The following is a 19971-nucleotide window of genomic DNA, read 5'->3' on the forward strand; positions in this document are numbered from 1 at the left end:
TCCGCCGCCGGCGCGGTGGTCAGGCGTCGTCGTGGCGGGTCCACGACGCGCTCTGCGGCGGTCCCCATGTGCTGATCACCGGGTCGATCGCCTGCCGGGACTCGTCCGCTTCGGCGGGCTCGGCGGCGGGTGGCGGTGCCGCTGGCGACTCGGTGGGCGGCGGTGGTGCCGTGTCCGGCGCGGCCGTGCCCGGTGGTGAAGCCGTGCCCGGTGGTGAAGTGGGCGGTGGTGAAGTGGGCGGTTGTGGAGTGGGCGGTGGTGCGGTGGGCGGGGCCGGATACGGCGGGCCCGCGGGGAGAGGTCCGCTCGGAGTAGGCGGGCCGGCCGGAGGCGGCACCGACGGACCCGGCCGCCCCTGCCGCTCCGGATACGCGGGCCTGCCCTGCGGTGCGGCGGCCCCGAAACCCGGCGCGGCCCCGGAACCCGGTACAGGCCCGGAACCCGGTACAGGCCCGGAACCCGGTACAGGCCCGGAACCCGGTGCGGTGATGTTCGGCGGGTTGGTGTTCGGGGACGCTGGCGCGGCCGCGAGTGCGGCGCGTAACCGGTTGCCGTCGGCTTCGACACCGACCTGCAACGGTAGGCCCGTCGCCGAGAGTGCTAGCAGTCGCTGAGCGACCTCGCGCGGATCCATGCCGGCACGCGACGCGATGTCGACGACCGACGCCCTGCCCAGGTCGGCGACGACCTGCAGCAGCCGTGCGTCAGCGGGATCGGTGACGGACACGCCACCGACGATACCGTGACCGGCCACGGCCGCCGGGCGCAGTCGAAACGGGCAGCCGGAACGCGCGACAGCCGTTATCCTCGTCGCCCATGGATGACGTCGTGGCGCTCGCTGATGAGTACATGGACCTGATGTTCGACGTGGACCCGCTGATGCCGGCGATTCTCGGGATCGATCCCGAGCGATCGGGGCTGGAGGACCTCGGGGAGGAGGCCGAGCAGCGGCAGTGGCGGGCCCTGACCGACATCGTCACTCGGGCGAAGGCGATCGACCCGGCGCGGTTGTCGGGTGAGAGCAGGACGACGAGGGACGTGCTGATCGCGGCGGCGCAGGCTCGCCTTGAGAGCCTCGACGCGAAGACCGTCGAGTTCTGTGTCAGCGACGGATTCCAGGCGCCGGCCACGGGGGTGTTGATGCTGCTGCCGATGACGCCCGTCGCCACGGCGGGGCAGGCCGCCGCGCAGCTCGACAGACTCCGCGCGGTCCCCGGCTTCCTGGAGGAGGCCGCCGAACGGCATCGCACGGGGATCGCCGCGGGACGCAGGCCGGTCGCCCGTGGCGTGCGGAACGCGATCGCCCACATCGACCGCTATCTGGCCGACTCGGGCGCCGACCCGTTGCTGCGCCAGGAGGCGCCCACCGACGCGCCCGACTTCGCCGCCGAGCGGGAGCAGATCCTCGCCGAACGCGTCCGGCCCGCGTTCCGCCGGTACCGCGATGTGCTGGAAACCGAGATCCTGCCCCGCGGCAGGCCCGACGAGGAGTCCGGCGTGTGCCACGTGCCCGGCGGGGAGACGATCTACCGTTCGCTGGCGCGCGTGCACACGACGACCGATCGCACCGCCGACGAGTTGCACGAGACGGGGCTGCGGCTGATCGGTGAGCTGGCCGAGGAGTACCGCGAGATCGGTGGGCGGGTCTTCGGCACCGGCGATCTGCAGGAGATCTTCCGGCGGTTGCGCACCGACAAGGAACTGCGCTGGAACAGCGGGGACGAACTGATGGAGGCGTCCCGGGAGGCGGTGGCCCGCGCCGAGCGGGCCACGCCGGAGTGGTTCGGCACGATCCCTTCGGAGCAGTGTGTGGTGGAGGCCGTACCCGAGGCGGAGGCCCCGGGGTCGGCGCCCGCGTACTACCTCTCGCCCGCGACCGACGGGTCACGTCCCGGCATGTACTTCGCCAACACGTACCAGGCCGAGGAGCGGTTCCGGCACACCGTCGAGGCCACCGCCTTCCACGAGGCCGTTCCCGGTCACCACTTCCAGATCAGCCGCGCGCTGGGGCTCACGGACCTGCCACTGCTGCGCAGGCTCGGTGACTTCAACGCCTACACCGAGGGTTGGGGCCTGTACGCGGAACGACTGGCGCACGAGATGGGCCTGTACTCCGGTGACGTGACGCTACTCGGCATGCTGAGCAACGACTCGATGCGCGCGGGCAGGCTCGTCGTGGACACGGGGCTGCACGCGAAGGGCTGGAGCAGGCAGCAGGCGATCGACTACCTGCTGGAGAACACGCCCATGCCGGAGGTGGAGATCGTCTCGGAGGTCGACCGGTACATCAACTGGCCCGGCCAGGCGCTGGCGTACATGGTGGGCAGGCTGGAGATCGAGCGGGTGCGTGCGAAGGCCGAGGAGACGCTGGGGGAGGCCTTCGACATCCGGGCGTTCCACGACGTGGTGCTGGGCGGCGGTGCGATGCCGCTGTCGGTACTCGACGGGGTCGTATCCGCATGGGCGGGAGCGACCGAGGTGGCGGCCTCGTAGTCGGCGGGTCCCTTCGCGGTCTCAGCCGGCGTCGACGCAGATGCCGGCGCCCTTGTCGATCATGCCGTCGGGGCAGCTGCGGGTCTGGTCGGAGCCGAGCAGCATTCCCGCCGTGACCAGGGCGGCGAGTGCGAGCAACGACGGCATGCCGACCAGCGTCCACCAGCGGCGCAGACAGGTGGCGCGGCCACAGGCCGGCATCTGCTCCGAGTGCGACGACGCCTCGCCGCACTGGCACGGCGGCCACATCCGCTGACGACGTTTCCCCATGGCGCGCAGGATAGTCGCTGCGAGCCGCGGCCGCGGCCCGTGTCGGTGACGTCGACAGGGTCGCGGCGTTGCGGGTACACCTCGGGGTATGGGCGATCAGCGCAATCCCGACGAGCCGACGACAGAGGGGCCGGCCGAGCCACCGCCGCTGTCCCCGGACGTACCCGTGCCGCCGCATCCGGATGCCGGTGGCGGCACCGAGGACGTGCCGGAACCGCCGAACCGCGACGAGGTCGACACCGGACTGCCCGGCCGGCAGCGCCGAGAGCTGCAGGGAAACGACGACGTCAACCCGGATGCCGGGGCGGTCGAGCCCCCCGACTAGTCAGCGGCCGCTGACCCTGCCGTCCTCCGCGCCGGTCACCGTGCCCTGCGCGACCGAGGCAGGGGCAGCGGCGGCGGCAGCCGCACCGGTTCCCGGCCGCGGCCGACGCCGCTGCGGCGCGCGGCCTTCGGGCTGTGCCGGACGCGGCAGGTCGGGCGGTTCGGGCAACGGCAACGTCACCGGCTCCGCCACCAGCGTCACCGTGTCGCCGTAATGGCGCAGCGACACCGGGCCGCCGTCGGTGAGCGTGTACGTCACCTCGTCCTTCCTGACCTCGACCCGGAACCGCGCCTGCCGGAAACACACGTGGAAGGCGATGAAGTCGAGGTCGCGCGGCAGTCGGGGCCGGAACGACAGCTCGCCGTCGTGGTCGCGCATGCCGCCGAACCCTGCGACGAGCGCGATCCACGCGCCCGCGAGTGACGCGATGTGCAGGCCGTTGCGTACGTTGCCGTGGACGTCGCGCAGGTCGACGAGCGCCGCCTCGGCCAGGTAGTCGTAGGCCAGGTCGGAATGGCCGCACTCGGCCGCCAGCACCGCCTGTGTGGCGGCCGACAACGACGAGTCCCGCACGGTGAGTGCCTCGTAGTAGGCGAAGTTGCGCCGCTTCTCCTCGTCGGTGAACGCGTCGCCGCGCAGGTGCATGGCCAGAACCAGGTCCGCCTGCTTGACAACCTGCTTGCGGTACAGGTCGAAGTACGGGAAGTGCAGCAGCAGCGGGTAGGCCGACGCCGGCGTCGCCTGGAAGTTCCAGCGCGCGTGTTCGGTGAACCGTTCGGACTGCGGGTGTACGTCGAGCAGGTCGTCGTAGGGCACGAGCATCGCCCTGGCCGCCGCAAGCCACGCCTTGATCTCGTGCTCGGTCACCGACAGGCGGGCGGCGACGTCCGGCTGGCGGTTGCACGATGCGGCGGCCTCGAACAGGTTCCGCTGCGCCATCAGATTCGTGTAGACGTTGTTGTCCACAATGGCCGAATACTCGTCGGGCCCGGTGACGCCGTCGATGCGGAACCCGCCGTGCGGATCGTGGTGACCGAGCGACACCCACAGCCGAGCGGTCTCGGCCAGCAGTTCCGTGCCGTGATCACGTTCGAACTTGGTGTCACCCGTGGCGGCGAGGTAGCGGGCCACGGCGTCGGCGATGTCGGCGTTGACGTGGAACGCCGCCGTGCCGGCCGGCCAGTACGCCGAACACTCGTCCCCGTTTATCGAACGCCAGGGGAACGCCGATCCGCGCAGCCCCAGTTGCTGCGCGCGGCTACGCGCCTTATCCAATGTGGAGTGTCGCCAGCGCAGTGCATCCCCGGCGGCGCCGGGCAACGTGTAGGTGAGAGCCTGTGCGACGAACGTTTCGCTGTCCCAGAACGCGTGCCCGTCGTATCCGGGGCCCGTCAGGCCCTTGCCGGGGATGGCGCGGCTCTCGCCACGGGCGCCGGCCTGCAGCACGTGGAACAGCGCGAATCGCAGCGCCTGCTGCAGCTCCGGATCGCCCTCGAGCTCGACGTCCGCCGAGGTCCAGAAGTCGTCGAGGAACTGCCGCTGTTCGGCAAGCAGGCCTTCCCACCCGGTCTGACGCGCCCCGGCCAGTGCCGCGTCCACCTGGGAACGCAGCGCCGGGATCGAACGCTGTGCCGACCAGCCGTAGCCGAGGTACTTCGTCAGCTGGAGTTTCCCGCCCTCGGCGACGTTGACGGCGACCGTCAACCGGGCGAGATCGTCCTCGACGGCGATGTCGGTGCGAAGGCCGGTGCCGTTGGGAGCCCCGATCTCGTGGTCCATCGCCGCGGCCATGCGCAGGTCGGACCGGCTCGTCCGGTGGATCAGCACCGCACCGTAGTCGGCTGCGGTCATGTACTCGCAGTGCAGCGGTGCCTCCAGGGCAGCGGCGACCCGGGGATCGCCGGTCTCGGCTTCGATCGGTTCGTTCGTCAGCAGGTCGGACTGCGCCACGAGCTGCATCTCGCCGTCGAGGGGTTCGACCTCGTACCGGATCGCCACCACCGCTCGTTGCGAGAACGACACCAGGCGTTCGCTGCACACGCGCACCCGCCTGCCCGTCGGCGAGGTCCACTCCGTCTCCCGCCGCAGCGTGCCGGAGCGGAAGTCGAGCACGCGGTGGTGTGCCGTGGTGTGGCCGTAGCGCAGGTCGAGTGGCTCGTCCTCGACGAGCAGGCGGATGATCTTGCCGTCGGTGACGTTGACGACCGTCTGGCCTGCCTCCGGGTAGCCGTACCCCGCCTCGGCGTAGGGCAGCGGGTGTTCCTCGTAGAACCCGTTCAGATACGTCCCGGGCCTGCCGCGCGGCTCGGCCTCCTCGAGTGTCGCGCGCAGGCCGATGTGCCCGTTGGACAGTGCGAACGTCGATTCGGTCTGGGTGAGCCCCTTCAGGTCGAGACCCCGCCACAGCAGCTGCCACGGCGAGCATTCGTAACCTCGTGTTCCGGTCATGGCACCTCCAGCAGGTCGGCGAGGTCGGCTACGACCACGTCGGCGCCGTGTTCGCGCAGCGCGGCTGGCTGTCCGGCCCGGTCGACGCCGACGACGTGGCCGAAGCCGCCGGTTCGGCCCGCTTCGACCCCGGCGAGCGCGTCCTCGAACACGGCGGCGGCCTCGGGTGCGACTCCCAGCTGCCGGGCACAGACGAGGAACGAATCGGGCGCGGGTTTGCCGCGCAGACCTTCGCCGGCGATCGTCACGCCGTCGACGCGGGCCTGCACGTACCCGTCCAGGCCCGCGGCGCCGAGCACGTGGACCGCGTTCGCCGACGACGTGACGACGCCGATCGCGAGGCCTGCCTCCCGCACGGCAGTCAGATACCGCACCGAGCCCGGGAACGGGGTCACGCCCGTCTCGTCGATGAGCCGCATGACCAGGTCGTTCTTGCGGGTGCCGATGCCGTGGACCGTCTCCGCATCCGGCGGGTCGTCCGGACCGCCCTCCGGCGGGTCGAGGCTGCGTGAGGCGAGGAACGCACGCACACCGTCGAGCCGTGGCCGCCCGTCGACGTAGGTGGCGTAGTCCTCGTCGGTGAAGGGCGTGTCCCCGTGGCGGGCGAGCACCTCGTCGAACGTGCGCTTCCATGCGGCCCGGTGCAGGGACGCCGTGCTGGTGAGCACGCCGTCGAGATCGAACAGGCAGGCGGTGATCGTCGCGGGAAGGCCGATCATGTGCCTCCACGCTAGTGGGCTCGTCGTCACCCTGCCATCTGCACAGCGCTCGCGGGTCAACGTTGATCGGGCCGAGCTGATCGGGCTCACCGGCGCGGACGAACCCGGTGGATCACCTCGGCATGGTCTCGTCCGTGAGCCGGTGGGAGCCGACCCGGCCGTGGCCGCACTCGGCGGTGACCGGTCCGTGCGCGCGGAGGCGCCGCGTTACCCGCGAGACGGCCGGGTCGCTCATGCCCGTGGCGACGGTGAGTTCACCCGGACGTTTCCGCTCCGGCCGTGACGTCCAGCCCCGCCATGAGGTCGCTCTCGGTGATTCCCGGCCCGCCGCCCGCCCGGATGAACCACTCGGTGCCGAAAGCGAACCCGAACGCCTCATCGGGCATGGCGAGAAAGAACGACTGTTCGGCGATCTGACTGGCGTGCGCCCGCATGGCCGCGCGCTTGGCGTTCAGATACGGGGTCACGTCGACCGCCGCGGTGAGGACCGATTCGGGGGTGCCGAACTCGGGAGCGTCGTCGAGATCCGGCAGTTCGACGCCCGCGAGTTCCGGGTTGTCGGCCAGCTGTGCGAGTCCCCTGACCATGTGGTCGCGGTTCTGCGTGGCCTCGTAGACGCGTGGCGTGCCGGCGAGCTCCGCCGCGCGCATGCCCACCCGGTGCACCTGGATGTGGTCGGGATGGCCGTAGCCGCCGTGCGAGTCGTAGACGGTGAGGACGTCGGCGGCCTCTTCCCGGAGGAGGCCGGCCAACTGCTGCGCGGCCTCGGTCACGTCGGCCTGCCAGAAGGTGCCCGCTTCGTCGTTGGAGGGCTCGCCCATCATGCCGGAGTCGGTGTAGCCGAGAAACTCGACGCGGGCGGCGCCGAGGATGTCGGCGGCGGCGTGGGTCTCGGCGACCCGGCGTCGCCACAGCGGTTCCCCCGGTTCGAGCACGCCGTCGGTCACCTCGCCGAGTTCACCCCGCGTGGCGACCACGAGCACGACCCGGTGCCCTTGGTCGGCTGCCATGCGCATCACGCCGCCGCACGTGATGCACTCGTCGTCCGGATGCGCGTGAAAAGTCACCAGCGTCGCCATGGAAACGACCGTAGCCGTTCGGGTCCGCGCCGGTTGCGGCGACGGCCGGGTGGGGCGACGGCGGGGTGGGGCGACGGTCGCGGCGAGAGTGGTGTGGTCACCGTGCCGCAGTGACGGGCCGTGTCGGAGATGCGCCGCGGGTGCGTGAACGAGGTCCGACTGTGGTGGACGCTCGGAAGTGCCGCATTCGCATTCGGCGATTAATCGTAGAACGAATGAAGTTCGTGAGTTACTTTCCAGATGATGTCCATTAAGGACAAGCCAATGCCGGGTGAGGTCGGGTATTGAAGTTCGTTTGCGACGGGCGTACCGTTTTCCGCAGCGGCGTCGGGGCCGTTGACGCATCGTCGATTGGTGACGGCGATTGGTGACAGTTTCGCCGATTCGCAGCGGGTTTCGCCGAGTGAATTCGGCTCGGGGCAGGTGAGATCGCGGACGGTCGGCTCCGATTTGTTCGCCGCTGCGGGTACTCGTCATATCGCGGGATGTGGCGTGATCCTCCGGTGAGTCCGGCGGGCCGCGGGTCGACGACGAGCCACGGGAACGGCGGACGTCACGGACGGCGGGGTTCACCGAACGACGGGGCGTCGGGTGCTGCGGCGGTGTTGCGGTGCTGTGGTGCTGCGGTGTTGCGGGGCACCGATCCGGGGTTCCGACGTCGGGGCGGGACAACAGAGTATGGAATCCGGGGGAGGGAATTTCATGGAGACGGTCGTCGGCGCAAGATTCGGCGCGGGCACGATCTCGGCCACCGGGGTCGAAGTGGTGATCGAACCTCGGAGTGGCGGGTTGGTGGTGACGCACGTGCTGGGAGAGATCGACCTGCTCGGTGTTTCCCTGTTGCGTCCCTGCTTCGAACGTCAATTACGGAGTGTGCGGGCTCTGGTTCTCGATTTCACTGAGACGAGCTACTTGAGCGCGGCGGGATTGTCTCTGCTGTTGCAGACCGGAGCCGATGCGCGGTCGCGGAACATTCCGTGGGCGCTCGCCGCGGCACGGCCGGTCCTGCGTCCGATCGAGGTGACCGGTCTGGAGCGGCAACTTCCGGTCTACCGTGACGTCCCACCCGCGGTCGACGCGGTGCGCATGCCCAGCAGGTCGATGTCGGCATAAGTCGCGGTCGGTCGCGGCCGGTGTCGACGGAGGTTCGGACGGCTGGGCGGGCGTCGTCGGTCGCGGCCGGTGTGAACCGGACTCTCCGGCTCGGTCACCGATGGAGGCGGAGCTCGACGTCAGCCGCACCCGGGGAGTGAATTCCCGGTGTCATTCCGGCTTCCGACCGGCGAACTACTGTTGAACGGTGATCACGGGTCGTTCGGTATTCACCTGCCGCCCCACTCGGTCGATGGAGTGCCGGGGCGCCACGGGCCCAGTACGGTCGCGCGCATGGACACCACTGCGCTGCCCGACGCCCTGCGCCGCGCACTTCCACTGCTGACCACCGAGCCGGCGGCCGCGCCGCTGCAGGACGGCTACCTCGACCTGCTGGGCGCCGAGGAGCCGCAGCCGAGTGGTCCGGTGCAGTCGCTGTGGGAATCGCGCGCGGGCACGGCCGTCTACGAACCGGTGCAGGCATTCGCCAGGAAGGTTGTCGCGCGGCTGCGGCCGCCGGCCGAGCGGTTGCACTTGCCGGAGGGCGGGACGGCGCTCGACGTCGGATGCGGGCCCGGCACCGTGACCGCGGAGCTGGGACGTGATGTCGGCCGCCGGGGACTCGCGATCGGTGTCGACGTGTCACGGTCGATGCTGCGACGCGCGGCTGAGGCCCATTCCGGGGCCAACGTCGGGTTCCTGAGGGCCGACGTCACGGACCTGCCGCTGCGGGATGCGAGCGTCGACGCCGTGACGTGCCTGATGGTGCTGCAACTCGTGCATGATCAGGAGACGGCGCTGGCCGAATGCGCCAGGGTCGTCGCACCCGGTGGCCGGATCGCGGTCCTGCAACCGGGATACGCCGGGCCGGGCGCGGGTGCCGTCGCCGCGGCGGCGGGCCTCGCCGGACTGCGGATGCCGGGTCACCGGGCCATCGCGGCCACGTTGCGGGCTCACGGCATGACCGTCGTCGAGGCCGAGACGACGGCGCCCGTCGCGCGGGTGCTCGCCGAGAAGCCGGGACCCGAGCGCGCCTGACGGGCCCGGCGTCAGAGCAGGCTGCTCGGGTCGGCCGGGACGTCCACCGCGTGGTCGCGGAGCACGTCGAGCGGGATGACCTCGGCGGCCCGTTCGTGGGTCGCGGCCAGTACGACCGGCGGAGCGGCGCCGGCCTCGTGTGCCTGGAGCCAGCGGTCGGCGCAGACGCACCACCGGTCTCCCGGAGTGAGGCCGGGGAAGCCGAACTCGGGGCGTGCGGTCGTGAGGTCGTTGCCCATTGCCCGCTGCTGGGTGAGGAACTCGGTCGTCACCACGGCGCAGACCGAATGATTGCCCGGATCGTCGTCGCCCGTCTCGCAGCATCCGGTGCGGTAGTAGCCGGTCAGCGGGTCCTTACCGCACGGTTCGAGCTCGTCGCCGAGAATGTTGCGCTCGCTCATGGTTCCACGGTGACACGTTCGGTGGCCGCACCGACAGCGGTCGGCCGGATTCGGGTGCGGTCGATGCGCCCGTTGTAGGTTTCGGCGGCGGCAGCCGGCGACGGCGGTTCAGTCGGGATGGGCGATGAACGTGCCCTTCGACTTCAAGGTCTGCACGAGGCCGCGCTCGCGCAGGATGCGGGTGGCCTTGCGGACGGTGTCGAGAGCGACGCCGTACTCCTCGGCCAGGGACCGCTCACCTGGCATGCGCCTGCCAGGGGTCCATTCGCCGCTGGCGATGAGTCCGGCGAGGTGTTCGGCCAGCAGCTCGTATTCGTATCCGGTCTTGTTGTCCGGGTTGTACTTGCGTGGTGCGGGACCGCTCATGACCTCGACATTAGAACGGTCCCGAGCTGCACGAAGTTGTGGAACGCGGCACACCGCGTCGGTCGGCGTCGGTCCGCGTCACACCATTGTGCAACGCGCTGTAGCGCGGCTGTCCCGTTCCGTGCTAGTTTTCCCGCCATCAGCGCGCGCCGCGGGCCGCTCACCAGCGATGACGCACTGAATGCCGGATTGGGGCCGCGCGTCCCGGGTCGGCACAACATCACACCGATGAACCGTCGGCTCTGGGCAGGTGTCGACGCTGTCCAGCGTCATGAACTGCCCAGGGTCATGAACTGCCCAGGGTCACGAGTTGCCCAGCGTCACGAGCTGTCCAGCGTCGTCACTGTGCGGTTTCAGCGGGCGCGGTGCGCGGCGGAGGACGTCAGGGAACGGGGGAGCCGATCGTGGGCATCAGTGGCAGGGCCGATCTGCCGTGGACGGCGGTGGCCGTCGGGGAGGCGCGTCTCCGTGGCGCCGAACCCGGTCCGTACGAGGAGGACGGCGACGAGTGGAGGCGTCGTCAGGAGGCGCTGGACGTCGAGGCCTGGGAGGCGCGGCGGCGAGGCCGCACCGTGCGGTTGTGGTGTGCGGAGCTGCTGGTGCGAACGACGGCACGGGACGTCGAGGACGCGACCTTTCGGCTCGTGACGTTGGCGCACCCGTACCACCGCACCGGCCATGCCCGGCGGCTCTGTTCGGTGGCAGGTCCGGTCCGGTGGAGTCCGCCGGGATCGGTGGACGCCGCCGTGGACGGGCGCCTGCACGGCGGCCCGCATCCGTCGTCCGGACCGGAGTACGACACTCTCGTGGGGGGTCTACCGTGCGGTCCGGACGTGCCTCGCCGGGACGCGGAACGTGCGCAGGCCGCCGATCACGCCGCGGCGCTCGAACTGGCGGGCCGCGGTGTACGCCGGACGCTGCCGCAGACGTCCATGCCGGGCCCGTGCTGGCAGGTGTGGCAGCGGGTCTCCTTCTTGGCGGGCCCGGGGGATGCTCCCGCCAGGGCCGCCGAGCTGGCGGCGACGATCGTCGACACGCGAGGTGCGCCGGCAGCGGCCGTCACCCGGATCGAACCGCAGGACGGCAGGCGTGACCCCGGGGAGGGGCGCCTGGTCCATCCGGCCTGCGATGCCGGTCCGCGCGTGATCGACGCGTTGTGGGACGACTTCGATGCGGTCGAGGCGGGCCTCGGCGATCCGGGAGAGCCCGTCGCCCTTGCCTCGGTGTGCCTGGCGGCTGCGAGGGAGGTGCGCGCCGAGTTCGGCCTCGTGTCCGGTCGGCCGGTGCCGGCTGGTGGCCGGGTCCGGTGTGCCGTGGCGGGACATGCCGAGGGCGATGCGCCCGGCACGGATCGGTGACGGGTGAACCCTCAGACCGCGGACGCCGACGCCCCGGAGCCGCCGGGCGTGCCGCGCAACACCTCGACGTGGTCCGTGCCCGGCTTGCCGCACACCCAGCTCGATCCCGCGAGGTTCTTGGCGTGCTTCTTCAACGGCGCCAGCAGCCGGGAGATCTCGCCGTAGGACTCGACCGACCGTCGCAGGCACCACAGCGTGGACAACGACACGGTGACCGGCATGCCGTCCGCCGACCAGTGGGTGTCCAGCATCGCGTCGGCGAGCGGGCGGATCGTGTCCGGCCCGCACGAGATGAGAAAGTCGTCGCCGCCGACGTGGCTGACGGTCACGCCGCCCAGGTCGGTCGCGAGGCGCGTGAGCGCCCGCCCGATCGCGCGGATGACGTCGTCCCCCGCGGCGAAACCGGCCGTGTCGTTGATCGTCTTGAACGAGTCGATGTCCAGCCAGCCGACGACGAGCGATTCGTTCGCGGCGAGGCGACGGTCGACGTCCCTGGCCACGGCGTCACTGCCGGGCAGGCGGGTCAGCGGGTTCAGGGCTGCGGCCTGCTCCACCTTGGCCTCGGCCATGCCGCGAACGAGCTCGTGCATCAGCACCACGCCCTGACAGCGGCCCGATTCGTCGATGACGACCACGTCGTCCGAGGCGCGGCCCGACGGGCTGTCGCTGACGAGATCGAGCACCTCGAGTGCGGACGCCGAGTTCCGGATCACGTGCGGCGGGTCGGCGAGCCGCTGTGCCGGGCGGTGCGCGTGGAGCGCGTGGCCGAACGGGCCGGTGACGGCGAGCAGGAACCGGGTGCGGTCGATCGACCAGCGCGGCCTGCCGTCGGCGTCGACGCCGACGAGGCCGCTGAGTGCGACGTCGTCGACGAGGACCGTGCGCACTTCGTCACACGTGGCGTCGGCGGCGACGGTCCTGGCAGGACGGAGGAAGTCCTTGATCGCGGGTGTGCCGCCGGACGGGTACACGTCGCGGCCCTGGTGGGCGGGGGCGATGGCGCCGGCGGGGACGGAGCCGGGTCCTGCCGGAGCGAACAGGTTTCCCTGGACGAGGCCGATCCCGAGGCCGCGGACCATGTCCAGCTGGTCCTCGGATTCGATGCCGGTCGCGACGAGCCGGACACCGGTGCGGTCGGCGAAGTGCACGAGCGCCTCGGTCAACGCGGCCGTCGGGGTGTCGTCCGGCAGCCGGCGGAGTGAACTGCGGTCCAGCTTCACCATGTCGGTCTGGGACTCGGCGAGCAGATTGAGTGGCAGGTCGGCGGCGCCGAGTCCGTCGAAGGCGAGTCGGAAGCCGTGTGCGGTGAGCCGGTTCAGTCCGTCGAGCAGGGCGGCGGGCGGGGCTGTGTGGAAGGGCGGGCCGACTTCGAAGACGACCTCGTGGGGTCGGCGTCCGGTCTCCTGTAACGCGGTGAGGAGCGGTTCCAGTGAGGACGAGGGGGAGGCGGCCGTCAGTGCCGTGATGTTGAGGTGCAGCGGCAGTCGCATGGCCTGGTGTTCGGCCTCATGGATCGCACGGGCCGCGAGGCCCGTGTCGGCTTGAACCAGCCTGCCGAGGCGCATGGCTGATTCAAGCAGTTCGCTTATGCGGCCCGCGGCAGGGCGGGCCAGTGCTTCCACAGCCACCGCACTGCCGGTGTGCAGGCTGTAGAGCGGTTGGAAGGCGAATTGAACCTGGTTCAACACCGACTCCTGTCCGTCCGAATCCGGGGGCATCCGGACCGACTCAGCGAGCAGTTGTCCGATACTCACACAAGCGTGCTGAGTCCATCAACCATGACGGTCACACGCGAGCGTCGGTCCCTGTTCGTCCGGGCGAAATCTTGCTGAACGAACCGGCTGCGCCCCGTGACACGAACGTGTGCCTTCGGCAAGGGTGCCAGCGTGAACACGATGAACAGAAGACAGGTGCTGCGAACGGGTTCGCTCGCTGCTGTGGGTGGCGTCACACTTGCCGGGCCTGCGGTCGCGGCCGGCGCCGAGCAGCCGTTCCGGCACGGGGTGGCCTCGGGGGACCCGCTGCCCGACAGTGTGCTGCTGTGGACGCGCCTGACCCCGTCAGCAGGCGCCACACCCGGTTCGGGCAGGGGAGAGGAGTCGCTCGTGGGCTGGGAGGTGGCCCACGACGCCGGTTTCCGTCGGATCGCTGCGCGCGGACATGTGCGGACCGGCCCCGATCGCGATCACACGGTCAAGGCCGATGTGGTCGGGCTCGATCCGGACACGTGGTACTTCTATCGATTCTCCTGGCGTGGCAGCAGCTCACCCGTCGGCCGTACCCGCACGGCCCCCGCCGTCGGCAGTGCGGTGGCGAGCCTGCGCTTCGGCGTCGTCTCGTGCTCGAACTGGCAGGCCGGGCAGTTCGCTGCGTACCGGCACCTGGCCGAGCGGGGTGATCTCGACCTGGTGATCCATCTCGGGGACTACCTGTACGAGTACGGCGCCGAGTCCGATGCGCCGCGCCGGCACGATCCGCCGGTCGAGATGACGACGCTGGAGCACTACCGCCGACGGCATGCGCAGTACAAGACGGATCCGTCGTTGCAGGCCCTGCATGCGGCAGCGCCGTTCGCGGTCACGTGGGACGACCACGAGTCGGCCAACGACGCGTGGTCGGGTGGCGCCGAGAACCACACCGAGCCGGACGAGGGCGCGTGGGCCGACCGTAAGACCGTGTCCCAGCAGGCGTACGCGGAGTGGATGCCGGTGCGTTACGAGCCTGGGGGCAAGTTGTACCGGAGGCTGACGTTCGGCTCGCTGGCCGAACTGTCCATGCTGGACCTTCGGTCCTATCGCAGTGAGCAGGTTGCGCACCCGTTCGACCGGGGCGTCCACGATGAGGAGCGCACCATCACGGGCAAGGAGCAGTTGGACTGGCTCACGGCCGGACTCACGACCGCTACCTCGCAGTGGAAGCTCGTGGGCAATTCTGTGATGATCTCGCCCGTGCAGTTTCCATCCACATTGAACAATCGCGAACTCGAGGCGGTCGCGGAGATGCTCGGTCCCATCGAGGGCGTTCCGTACAATGTGGATCAATGGGACGGCTATACGTCCGATCGGGCGGCGGTGTTGCGGGCGCTGCGCGACCACGGTGTTTCCGGAACCGTGTTTCTCACCGGTGACATCCACTCCGGGTGGGCCGCCGATCTACCTGCTGACCCGATGACCTATCCGTTGAGCGGTGACTCCGTCGCGACAGAACTGGTCTGTACCTCGGTCACGAGCGACAACCTCGACGACTACCTGAAGCTGCCGCCCCGCACGCTGTCGTTGGTCGTCGAAGCGGTCATCAAGCTCGCCAACCCGCATGTGAAGTACCTCGACTTCGACTCGCACGGCTTTTCGGTCCTCGAGGTCACGCCCGCGCAGGTGCGTATGGACTGGTTCCGGCTCGCCGATCGCGCCGACCCTGCCAGCGCTGCCGAGGTCACGGCGTCCTACCGCGTACCTGCGGGCTCCGACAAGCTCGAGCGGGCTCCGCGCTCGATGGACGGGATCGTCCCGCGACACGAGGCCGCGACGGAACACGAGCTCGCGGCCGCGCACCGGCAGGCACTGGCACGGCAGGAGGCGCGATGAACGACGAGATCACTACGCCCGGCGCGGCGGCATCGGACGGCACGGACGTGTCGAGGCGCCGGTTTCTCCGGATCGCGACGACCACCGGCGCCGCCGTCGTGCTGTCCACGGCTGCGGGGGTGCCGGCGGTGTCGGCATCGCAGGCAGGAGTACACGGTGCAGGTGGCGCGGGGGAGAAGAAGCTGCGCGTCTACGTTCTCGTCGTCGACGGACTGCGGCCGGACGAGATCACCCCGGACACGACTCCCCACCTGTACACGCTGCGTGCCGAGGGAACGAACTTCCCGCAGGCGCGGGCGCTGCCGGTGATGGAGACGTTGCCCAATCACGTGATGATGATGACCGGCGTGCGGCCGGACCGTTCCGGCGTGCCTGCCAACGATGTCTACGACCGTGCGGAAGGCGCGGTGCGCACGCTCGACCGGCCGTCGGACATCCGGGTGCCCACCCTGCTCGAGCGCGTTGCGGAGACCGGCCGGGTGAGCGGAAGCGTGCTCAGCAAGGAGTACCTGTACACGATCTTCGGGGAGCGGGCGAGCGTCCGCTGGGAACCGGAGCCGCTGATCCCGATCACCGACCACGCGCCGGACCTGGCGACGAAGCTGGCGCTGTCGGCCATGGTGGCCGAGACCGATCCCGACCTGGTGTTCGTCAACCTCGGTGACGTGGACAGGGTCGGCCATGCGGATCTGACCGGCACGTCGCTGGGCCTGTTGCGTGCGGGTGCGCTGAGTGCGACGGATGCGTACGTCGGCCGGTTCGTCGACGAACTGCGCAGCAGCGGACGCTGGGAGTCGAGCGTGGTCATGGTGATCGCGGACCATTCGATGGACTGGTCGCACGGTCACAAGGTGATCTCGCTGCAGGCGCCACTGGAGGCCGATGCGGCGCTGGCCGGCAGGATCGCGATCGCGCAGAACGGCGGAGCGGACCTGCTGACCTTCACCGGTCCCGAGGCCGACCGTGCTGCGGCCGTGGCACGGATGCGCGAGATCGCGCTCGCCACGCCGGGTGTGCTGTCGGTCCATCGGCCCGGCTCGCTGCGGCTCGCGCCGGACTGCGCGGACCTGGTCGTGTACTGCAAGGCGGGCTGGCGCTTCTCGGATCCGACTCCGATATCGAATCCGATCCCGGGCAACCACGGCCACCCGGCGACCGAGCCGATCCCGTTCTTCATCGCGGGCGGGCATCCGCGAGTGCGCAAGGGGGCGATGTCGTCGGCCCTGGCCACCACGGTCGACGTGGCGCCCACCGTGGGCGAGCTACTCGGTCTGCCGCCGATCGAGGGCGGCTACGACGGCGAGGTCCGGCGGGAAGCGCTATTTTCAAGGGGAGGGTAGTCCATCTCATAAAAATTCTGATTCGCAATCCGAATCGGCCGACAGCGATGATCTCGATCACCGGAATTGTGCCTGTTCGCACACCTTGAAATTGCGGTCTGTGCACATTGCAGTGTTTCATGACGATGTCATGGTGGTAACAGAACGATAACGGTACAACATTCTGGCAACCGGAGCGCAGGCAGCGGAGCACCCTCGCGGAGATCTCACGATTTTCGCGAGGGTGTTCTTGTTGATTCATACGCAACGCGTTGCCGAATACGCTACGAACTTAGATCCCGTATCACTCATCAGGCTCGTGGACTAGAGCTGCGGCGAAATATCCGTACAAACACACCCTGAGTAGTGCTCGCTCGGCCGAACGTGTCGGCTTGTTGCGGAGGTCACAAAACCCTTGGATGTGTAACGGAGGCGCGGTTGCGCATGGCGCGCATTAGCGCTCCGACCTGGCAGAACGCCGCTCGCCGCGCCGTGGCGAGCGGCGCTGTTCCGCTCGTCGCGGCCCGCTCGAGCGGTATACGAGGGGTGAAAATTCACGTCACGCCATGGACCCATTGATCGAACGGCGAGTTTGTGAATAGATTGTGGCTCAGGCGGTTTGCGCGGGATCAGTGCGGATCACGGCGCAATTCCGCCCAGTCGGGGCGAAGGGCCGCGTCAGGTGTGACGCGCGATACTCAGGCTGCGCACAATGCGCGCCGCGGGCTGATTTGAACCGCGATCGATACATCGCGTCGTCGGCCCGGGATTTTTCTGTGCCCTTCCCCGACGTGTTCGCGGCCGTATCTCCGCACCGATGTGCGCCGAGAGGTGCAGGCGAGACTGCGGTGAGCCGGCCACGGACGATCAAGCACCGATCCGCCGAACGTGGAGGGAACCTAATGCAGGAATCAGCGGCTGGCACCACCGATGCGCAGGCCGAAGTCGCAGAGAAGAGCCGCGCCGACGCGCATCCCGACCAGGCGTTCGGTTCCGACCCGCTGGCCGTTCGGGAGAGCGACCACTACGCCGAGGAGTACAACGAGGGCTTCGTCGACAAGTGGGACGAGCTGATCGACTGGAAGGGCCGGTACGAGAGCGAGGGCAGCTTCTTCGTCGACCTGCTCCGTAAGCACGGTGTCGAGTCCGTGCTCGACGCTGCGACCGGCACGGGCTTCCACTCCGTGCGCATGCTCGAGGCGGGCTTCGACACGACGAGTGTCGACGGTGCCGCCGAGATGCTGGCCAAGGCGTTCGAGAACGGCAAGCAGTACGGCGACTACGTCCTGAAGGTCGTGCACTCCGACTGGCGCTGGCTCAGCAAGGACGTGCAGGGCAAGTACGACGCGATCGTCTGCCTCGGCAACTCCTTCACGCACCTGTTCGACGAGAACGACCGGCGTAAAGCGCTCGCCGAGTTCTACGCCGTGCTCAAGCACGACGGCCTCCTGATCATCGACCAGCGCAACTACGACTCGATCCTCGACGACGGGTTCTCGAGCAAGCACACGTACTACTACTGCGGTGACCAGGTCAGCGCAGAGCCCGAGTACGTCGACGACGGCCTCGCCCGCTTCCGCTACGAGTTCCCCGACGGCTCGCTCTACCACCTCAACATGTTCCCGCTGCGCAAGAACTACCTGCGCCGGCTGCTGCGTGAGGTCGGTTTCCAGAAGGTCGACACGTACGGCGACTTCCAGGAGGCCTACGGCAACGACAACGCGCCGGACTTCTTCGTGCACGTCGCGACGAAGGAGTACCTGGAGAGCGCGATGACGGAGAACTACTCGAGCGCGGTCAACACCGCGCGCGAGTACTACAACTCCGAGGACGCGGACAACTTCTACTACCACGTCTGGGGTGGCACCGACATCCACGTCGGCCTCTACCAGTCCGAGAACGAGGAGATCGCTGCGGCCAGCCGCCGCACGGTCGAGCAGATGGCGAACAAGCTCGACCTCAAGAAGGGTCAGAAGGTGCTGGACCTGGGTGCGGGCTATGGGGGTGCCGCCCGTTACCTGGCCGAGACCTACGGTGTACACGTGACGTGCCTGAACCTTTCCGAGGTCGAGAACGACCGGAACCGGCAGTTCAACAAGGACGCGGGCCTTGCCAAGCTGATCGACGTCGTCGACGGCGACTTCGAGAACCTCGCGTTCAACGACAACGAGTTCGACGTCATCTGGTCGCAGGACGCCTACCTGCACAGCGGTGACCGTGTCCGCGTGGTCGAGGAGGCCGTGCGCGTTCTCAAGCCGAACGGCCAGATGGTCTTCACCGACCCGATGGCCGCGGACAACTGCGACACGTCGTCGCTGCAGCCGATCCTCGACCGGCTGCACCTGGACAGCCTCGGCGCGCCCGGCTTCTACAAGAAGGAGCTGACGCGCCTCGGCATGAAGTCGGTCGAGTTCGACGACCACACCCACCAGCTCTCGAACCACTACGGTCGCGTGCTGGCCGAGCTGGAGAAGCGGGAGGACGAGCTGGCGGGCACGATCAGCCAGGACTACCGCGACCGCATGAAGCTCGGCCTCAAGAACTGGGTGGCCGGCGGCAAGTCCGGCAACCTCGCGTGGGGCATCTTCCACGTCAAGGCGTGATCCGGCGCCACATCGCAAGAAAGTTCACGAGAACAAGTAAGACCGCTCCCGTCGACAAGAAGGAAGCATTTTGACTACAGGCAGGTTGTTCACGAGTGAGTCGGTGACCGAGGGTCATCCTGACAAGATTTGTGACGCGATCAGCGACACGATTTTGGATGCGATGTTGGCGCAGGACCCGCGGTCGCGGGTTGCGGTGGAGTCGATGGTGACGACTGGTCAGGTGCATGTGGCTGGTGAGGTGACCACGGCGGCGAACATCGATACGACGGCGTTGATTCGTCAGGCTGTGTTGGATATCGGGTATGACTCCTCGGAGAAGGGCTTTGATGGCGCTTCGTGTGGGGTGAGTGTGTCGATTGGTGCGCAGTCGCCGGATATTGCGCAGGGTGTGGACACGGCGTATGAGTCGCGTCTGGAGAACGCTCTGGATGATCTGGATAAGCAGGGTGCTGGTGATCAGGGGTTGATGTTCGGGTATGCCTGCTCGGACACGCCGGAGTTGATGCCGTTGCCGATTGCGTTGGCGCATCGGTTGTCGTTGCGGTTGTCGCAGGTGCGGAAGAACGGCACGGTGCCGTATTTGCGTGCGGATGGTAAGACGCAGGTGACGATCGAGTACGACAAGGACAAGCCGGTCCGGTTGGACACGGTGGTGCTTTCGTCGCAGCATGCTGAGGGTGTCGATCTGGACAAGCAGCTTGCGGCGGATGTGCAGAAGTATGTGATTGATCCGGAGATCGAGGATCTGGGTCTGCAGGCTGAGAATCCGAATATTCTGATCAATCCGACGGGCCGGTTCGTGGTTGGTGGTCCGATGGGTGATGCGGGTCTGACGGGTCGGAAGATCATTGTTGACACCTATGGCGGGATGGC

Annotated in this window: 17 protein-coding genes; 9 read left to right on the forward strand and 8 right to left on the reverse strand. The window is 68.9% G+C overall.

What is annotated here, in order from left to right:
• Positions 1-19: 19 nt before the first annotated feature.
• Complete coding sequence (locus LY40_RS11110) at positions 20-727, reverse strand: Lrp/AsnC family transcriptional regulator (RefSeq protein ID WP_258936725.1); 708 nt, start codon at positions 725-727, stop codon at positions 20-22.
• Between the two features lie 89 nt (positions 728-816).
• Here LY40_RS11110 and LY40_RS11115 point away from each other — a divergent pair, with 89 nt between their 5' ends.
• The gene (locus tag LY40_RS11115; protein ID WP_258936726.1) at positions 817-2493 is read left to right on the forward strand and encodes a DUF885 domain-containing protein; all 1677 of its coding nucleotides are present in this window, start codon (positions 817-819) and stop codon (positions 2491-2493) included.
• A gap of 21 nt (positions 2494-2514) precedes the next feature.
• Here the strand turns inward: LY40_RS11115 and LY40_RS11120 are convergent, their stop codons facing one another.
• Positions 2515-2763, reverse strand: a complete 249-nt coding sequence (locus LY40_RS11120; RefSeq protein ID WP_183784068.1) for a hypothetical protein — start codon at positions 2761-2763, stop codon at positions 2515-2517.
• Between the two features lie 88 nt (positions 2764-2851).
• Here LY40_RS11120 and LY40_RS11125 point away from each other — a divergent pair, with 88 nt between their 5' ends.
• Positions 2852-3088, forward strand: a complete 237-nt coding sequence (locus LY40_RS11125) for a hypothetical protein (RefSeq protein ID WP_183784070.1) — start codon at positions 2852-2854, stop codon at positions 3086-3088.
• On the opposite strand, the gene LY40_RS11130 is transcribed toward LY40_RS11125, so the two are convergent.
• The 3 genes from LY40_RS11130 to LY40_RS11140 form a co-directional block, all read right to left on the reverse strand.
• The gene (locus LY40_RS11130) at positions 3089-5536 is read right to left on the reverse strand and encodes a glycoside hydrolase family 65 protein (RefSeq protein ID WP_258936727.1); all 2448 of its coding nucleotides are present in this window, start codon (positions 5534-5536) and stop codon (positions 3089-3091) included.
• Entirely contained in the window at positions 5533-6255 is a 723-nt protein-coding gene (locus LY40_RS11135; protein ID WP_183784074.1) for a beta-phosphoglucomutase family hydrolase, read from the reverse strand. Before LY40_RS11135 ends, LY40_RS11130 begins: the two co-directional genes overlap by 4 nt.
• Positions 6256-6509: 254 nt before the next feature.
• Complete coding sequence (locus LY40_RS11140; protein ID WP_258936728.1) at positions 6510-7334, reverse strand: PIG-L family deacetylase; 825 nt, start codon at positions 7332-7334, stop codon at positions 6510-6512.
• Between the two features lie 702 nt (positions 7335-8036).
• On the opposite strand from LY40_RS11140, the gene LY40_RS11145 reads away from it, so the two are divergent.
• Together LY40_RS11145 and LY40_RS11150 are read left to right on the forward strand one after the other, a co-directional pair.
• Positions 8037-8447, forward strand: a complete 411-nt coding sequence (locus LY40_RS11145; RefSeq protein ID WP_183784078.1) for an STAS domain-containing protein — start codon at positions 8037-8039, stop codon at positions 8445-8447.
• A 273-nt stretch (positions 8448-8720) separates the two neighbouring features.
• Entirely contained in the window at positions 8721-9464 is a 744-nt protein-coding gene (locus LY40_RS11150; protein ID WP_183784080.1) for a class I SAM-dependent methyltransferase, read from the forward strand.
• A gap of 11 nt (positions 9465-9475) precedes the next feature.
• On the opposite strand, the gene LY40_RS11155 is transcribed toward LY40_RS11150, so the two are convergent.
• Complete coding sequence (locus LY40_RS11155) at positions 9476-9865, reverse strand: DUF2237 family protein (protein ID WP_183784081.1); 390 nt, start codon at positions 9863-9865, stop codon at positions 9476-9478.
• A 108-nt stretch (positions 9866-9973) separates the two neighbouring features.
• Positions 9974-10231, reverse strand: a complete 258-nt coding sequence (locus LY40_RS11160; protein WP_183784083.1) for a winged helix-turn-helix domain-containing protein — start codon at positions 10229-10231, stop codon at positions 9974-9976.
• Between the two features lie 404 nt (positions 10232-10635).
• Between LY40_RS11160 and LY40_RS11165 the strand changes: the two genes are divergently transcribed.
• Entirely contained in the window at positions 10636-11589 is a 954-nt protein-coding gene (locus tag LY40_RS11165) for a hypothetical protein (protein WP_258936729.1), read from the forward strand.
• An 11-nt stretch (positions 11590-11600) separates the two neighbouring features.
• Here LY40_RS11165 and LY40_RS11170 read toward each other — a convergent pair whose 3' ends face one another.
• A complete protein-coding gene (locus LY40_RS11170) occupies positions 11601-13307 on the reverse strand; it encodes a GGDEF domain-containing protein (protein ID WP_183785660.1) in 1707 nt (568 codons plus the stop codon).
• 177 nt (positions 13308-13484) lie between these two features.
• On the opposite strand from LY40_RS11170, the gene LY40_RS11175 reads away from it, so the two are divergent.
• The 4 genes from LY40_RS11175 to metK all read left to right on the forward strand — a co-directional run.
• Positions 13485-15173, forward strand: coding sequence for an alkaline phosphatase D family protein (locus tag LY40_RS11175; protein ID WP_258936730.1), 1689 nt, complete (start codon positions 13485-13487; stop codon positions 15171-15173).
• Positions 15170-16513 (forward strand): alkaline phosphatase family protein, encoded by a 1344-nt coding sequence (locus LY40_RS11180; protein ID WP_258936731.1) that lies wholly within the window; start codon positions 15170-15172, stop codon positions 16511-16513. The genes LY40_RS11175 and LY40_RS11180 overlap by 4 nt, the downstream gene beginning before the upstream one ends.
• 881 nt (positions 16514-17394) lie before the next feature.
• Positions 17395-19095 carry a glycine/sarcosine N-methyltransferase gene (locus tag LY40_RS11185; protein WP_183784091.1) on the forward strand — a complete coding sequence of 567 codons (1701 nt, stop codon included), beginning with the start codon at positions 17395-17397 and terminating at the stop codon, positions 19093-19095.
• Between the two features lie 67 nt (positions 19096-19162).
• A partial coding sequence (gene metK, locus LY40_RS11190) for a methionine adenosyltransferase (protein ID WP_258936771.1) occupies positions 19163-19971 on the forward strand: 809 nt, incomplete at its 3' end.

It is taken from the genome of Prauserella salsuginis (assembly GCF_024648885.1).
Lineage (GTDB): Bacteria > Actinomycetota > Actinomycetes > Mycobacteriales > Pseudonocardiaceae > Prauserella > Prauserella salsuginis.

What these genes read in the sequence shown, in the direction of transcription:
- LY40_RS11135 (WP_183784074.1), bottom strand. Translation starts at nt 6,255, where the DNA reads ATGATCGGCCTTCCCGCGACGATCACCGCCTGCCTGTTCGATCTCGAC.
- LY40_RS11185 (WP_183784091.1), top strand. Translation starts at nt 17,395, where the DNA reads ATGCAGGAATCAGCGGCTGGCACCACCGATGCGCAGGCCGAAGTCGCA.
- LY40_RS11170 (WP_183785660.1), bottom strand. Translation starts at nt 13,307, where the DNA reads ATGCCCCCGGATTCGGACGGACAGGAGTCGGTGTTGAACCAGGTTCAA.
- LY40_RS11150 (WP_183784080.1), top strand. Translation starts at nt 8,721, where the DNA reads ATGGACACCACTGCGCTGCCCGACGCCCTGCGCCGCGCACTTCCACTG.
- LY40_RS11145 (WP_183784078.1), top strand. Translation starts at nt 8,037, where the DNA reads ATGGAGACGGTCGTCGGCGCAAGATTCGGCGCGGGCACGATCTCGGCC.
- LY40_RS11115 (WP_258936726.1), top strand. Translation starts at nt 817, where the DNA reads ATGGATGACGTCGTGGCGCTCGCTGATGAGTACATGGACCTGATGTTC.
- LY40_RS11125 (WP_183784070.1), top strand. Translation starts at nt 2,852, where the DNA reads ATGGGCGATCAGCGCAATCCCGACGAGCCGACGACAGAGGGGCCGGCC.
- LY40_RS11120 (WP_183784068.1), bottom strand. Translation starts at nt 2,763, where the DNA reads ATGGGGAAACGTCGTCAGCGGATGTGGCCGCCGTGCCAGTGCGGCGAG.
- LY40_RS11130 (WP_258936727.1), bottom strand. Translation starts at nt 5,536, where the DNA reads ATGACCGGAACACGAGGTTACGAATGCTCGCCGTGGCAGCTGCTGTGG.
- LY40_RS11140 (WP_258936728.1), bottom strand. Translation starts at nt 7,334, where the DNA reads ATGGCGACGCTGGTGACTTTTCACGCGCATCCGGACGACGAGTGCATC.
- LY40_RS11180 (WP_258936731.1), top strand. Translation starts at nt 15,170, where the DNA reads ATGAACGACGAGATCACTACGCCCGGCGCGGCGGCATCGGACGGCACG.
- LY40_RS11175 (WP_258936730.1), top strand. Translation starts at nt 13,485, where the DNA reads ATGAACAGAAGACAGGTGCTGCGAACGGGTTCGCTCGCTGCTGTGGGT.
- LY40_RS11160 (WP_183784083.1), bottom strand. Translation starts at nt 10,231, where the DNA reads ATGAGCGGTCCCGCACCACGCAAGTACAACCCGGACAACAAGACCGGA.
- LY40_RS11155 (WP_183784081.1), bottom strand. Translation starts at nt 9,865, where the DNA reads ATGAGCGAGCGCAACATTCTCGGCGACGAGCTCGAACCGTGCGGTAAG.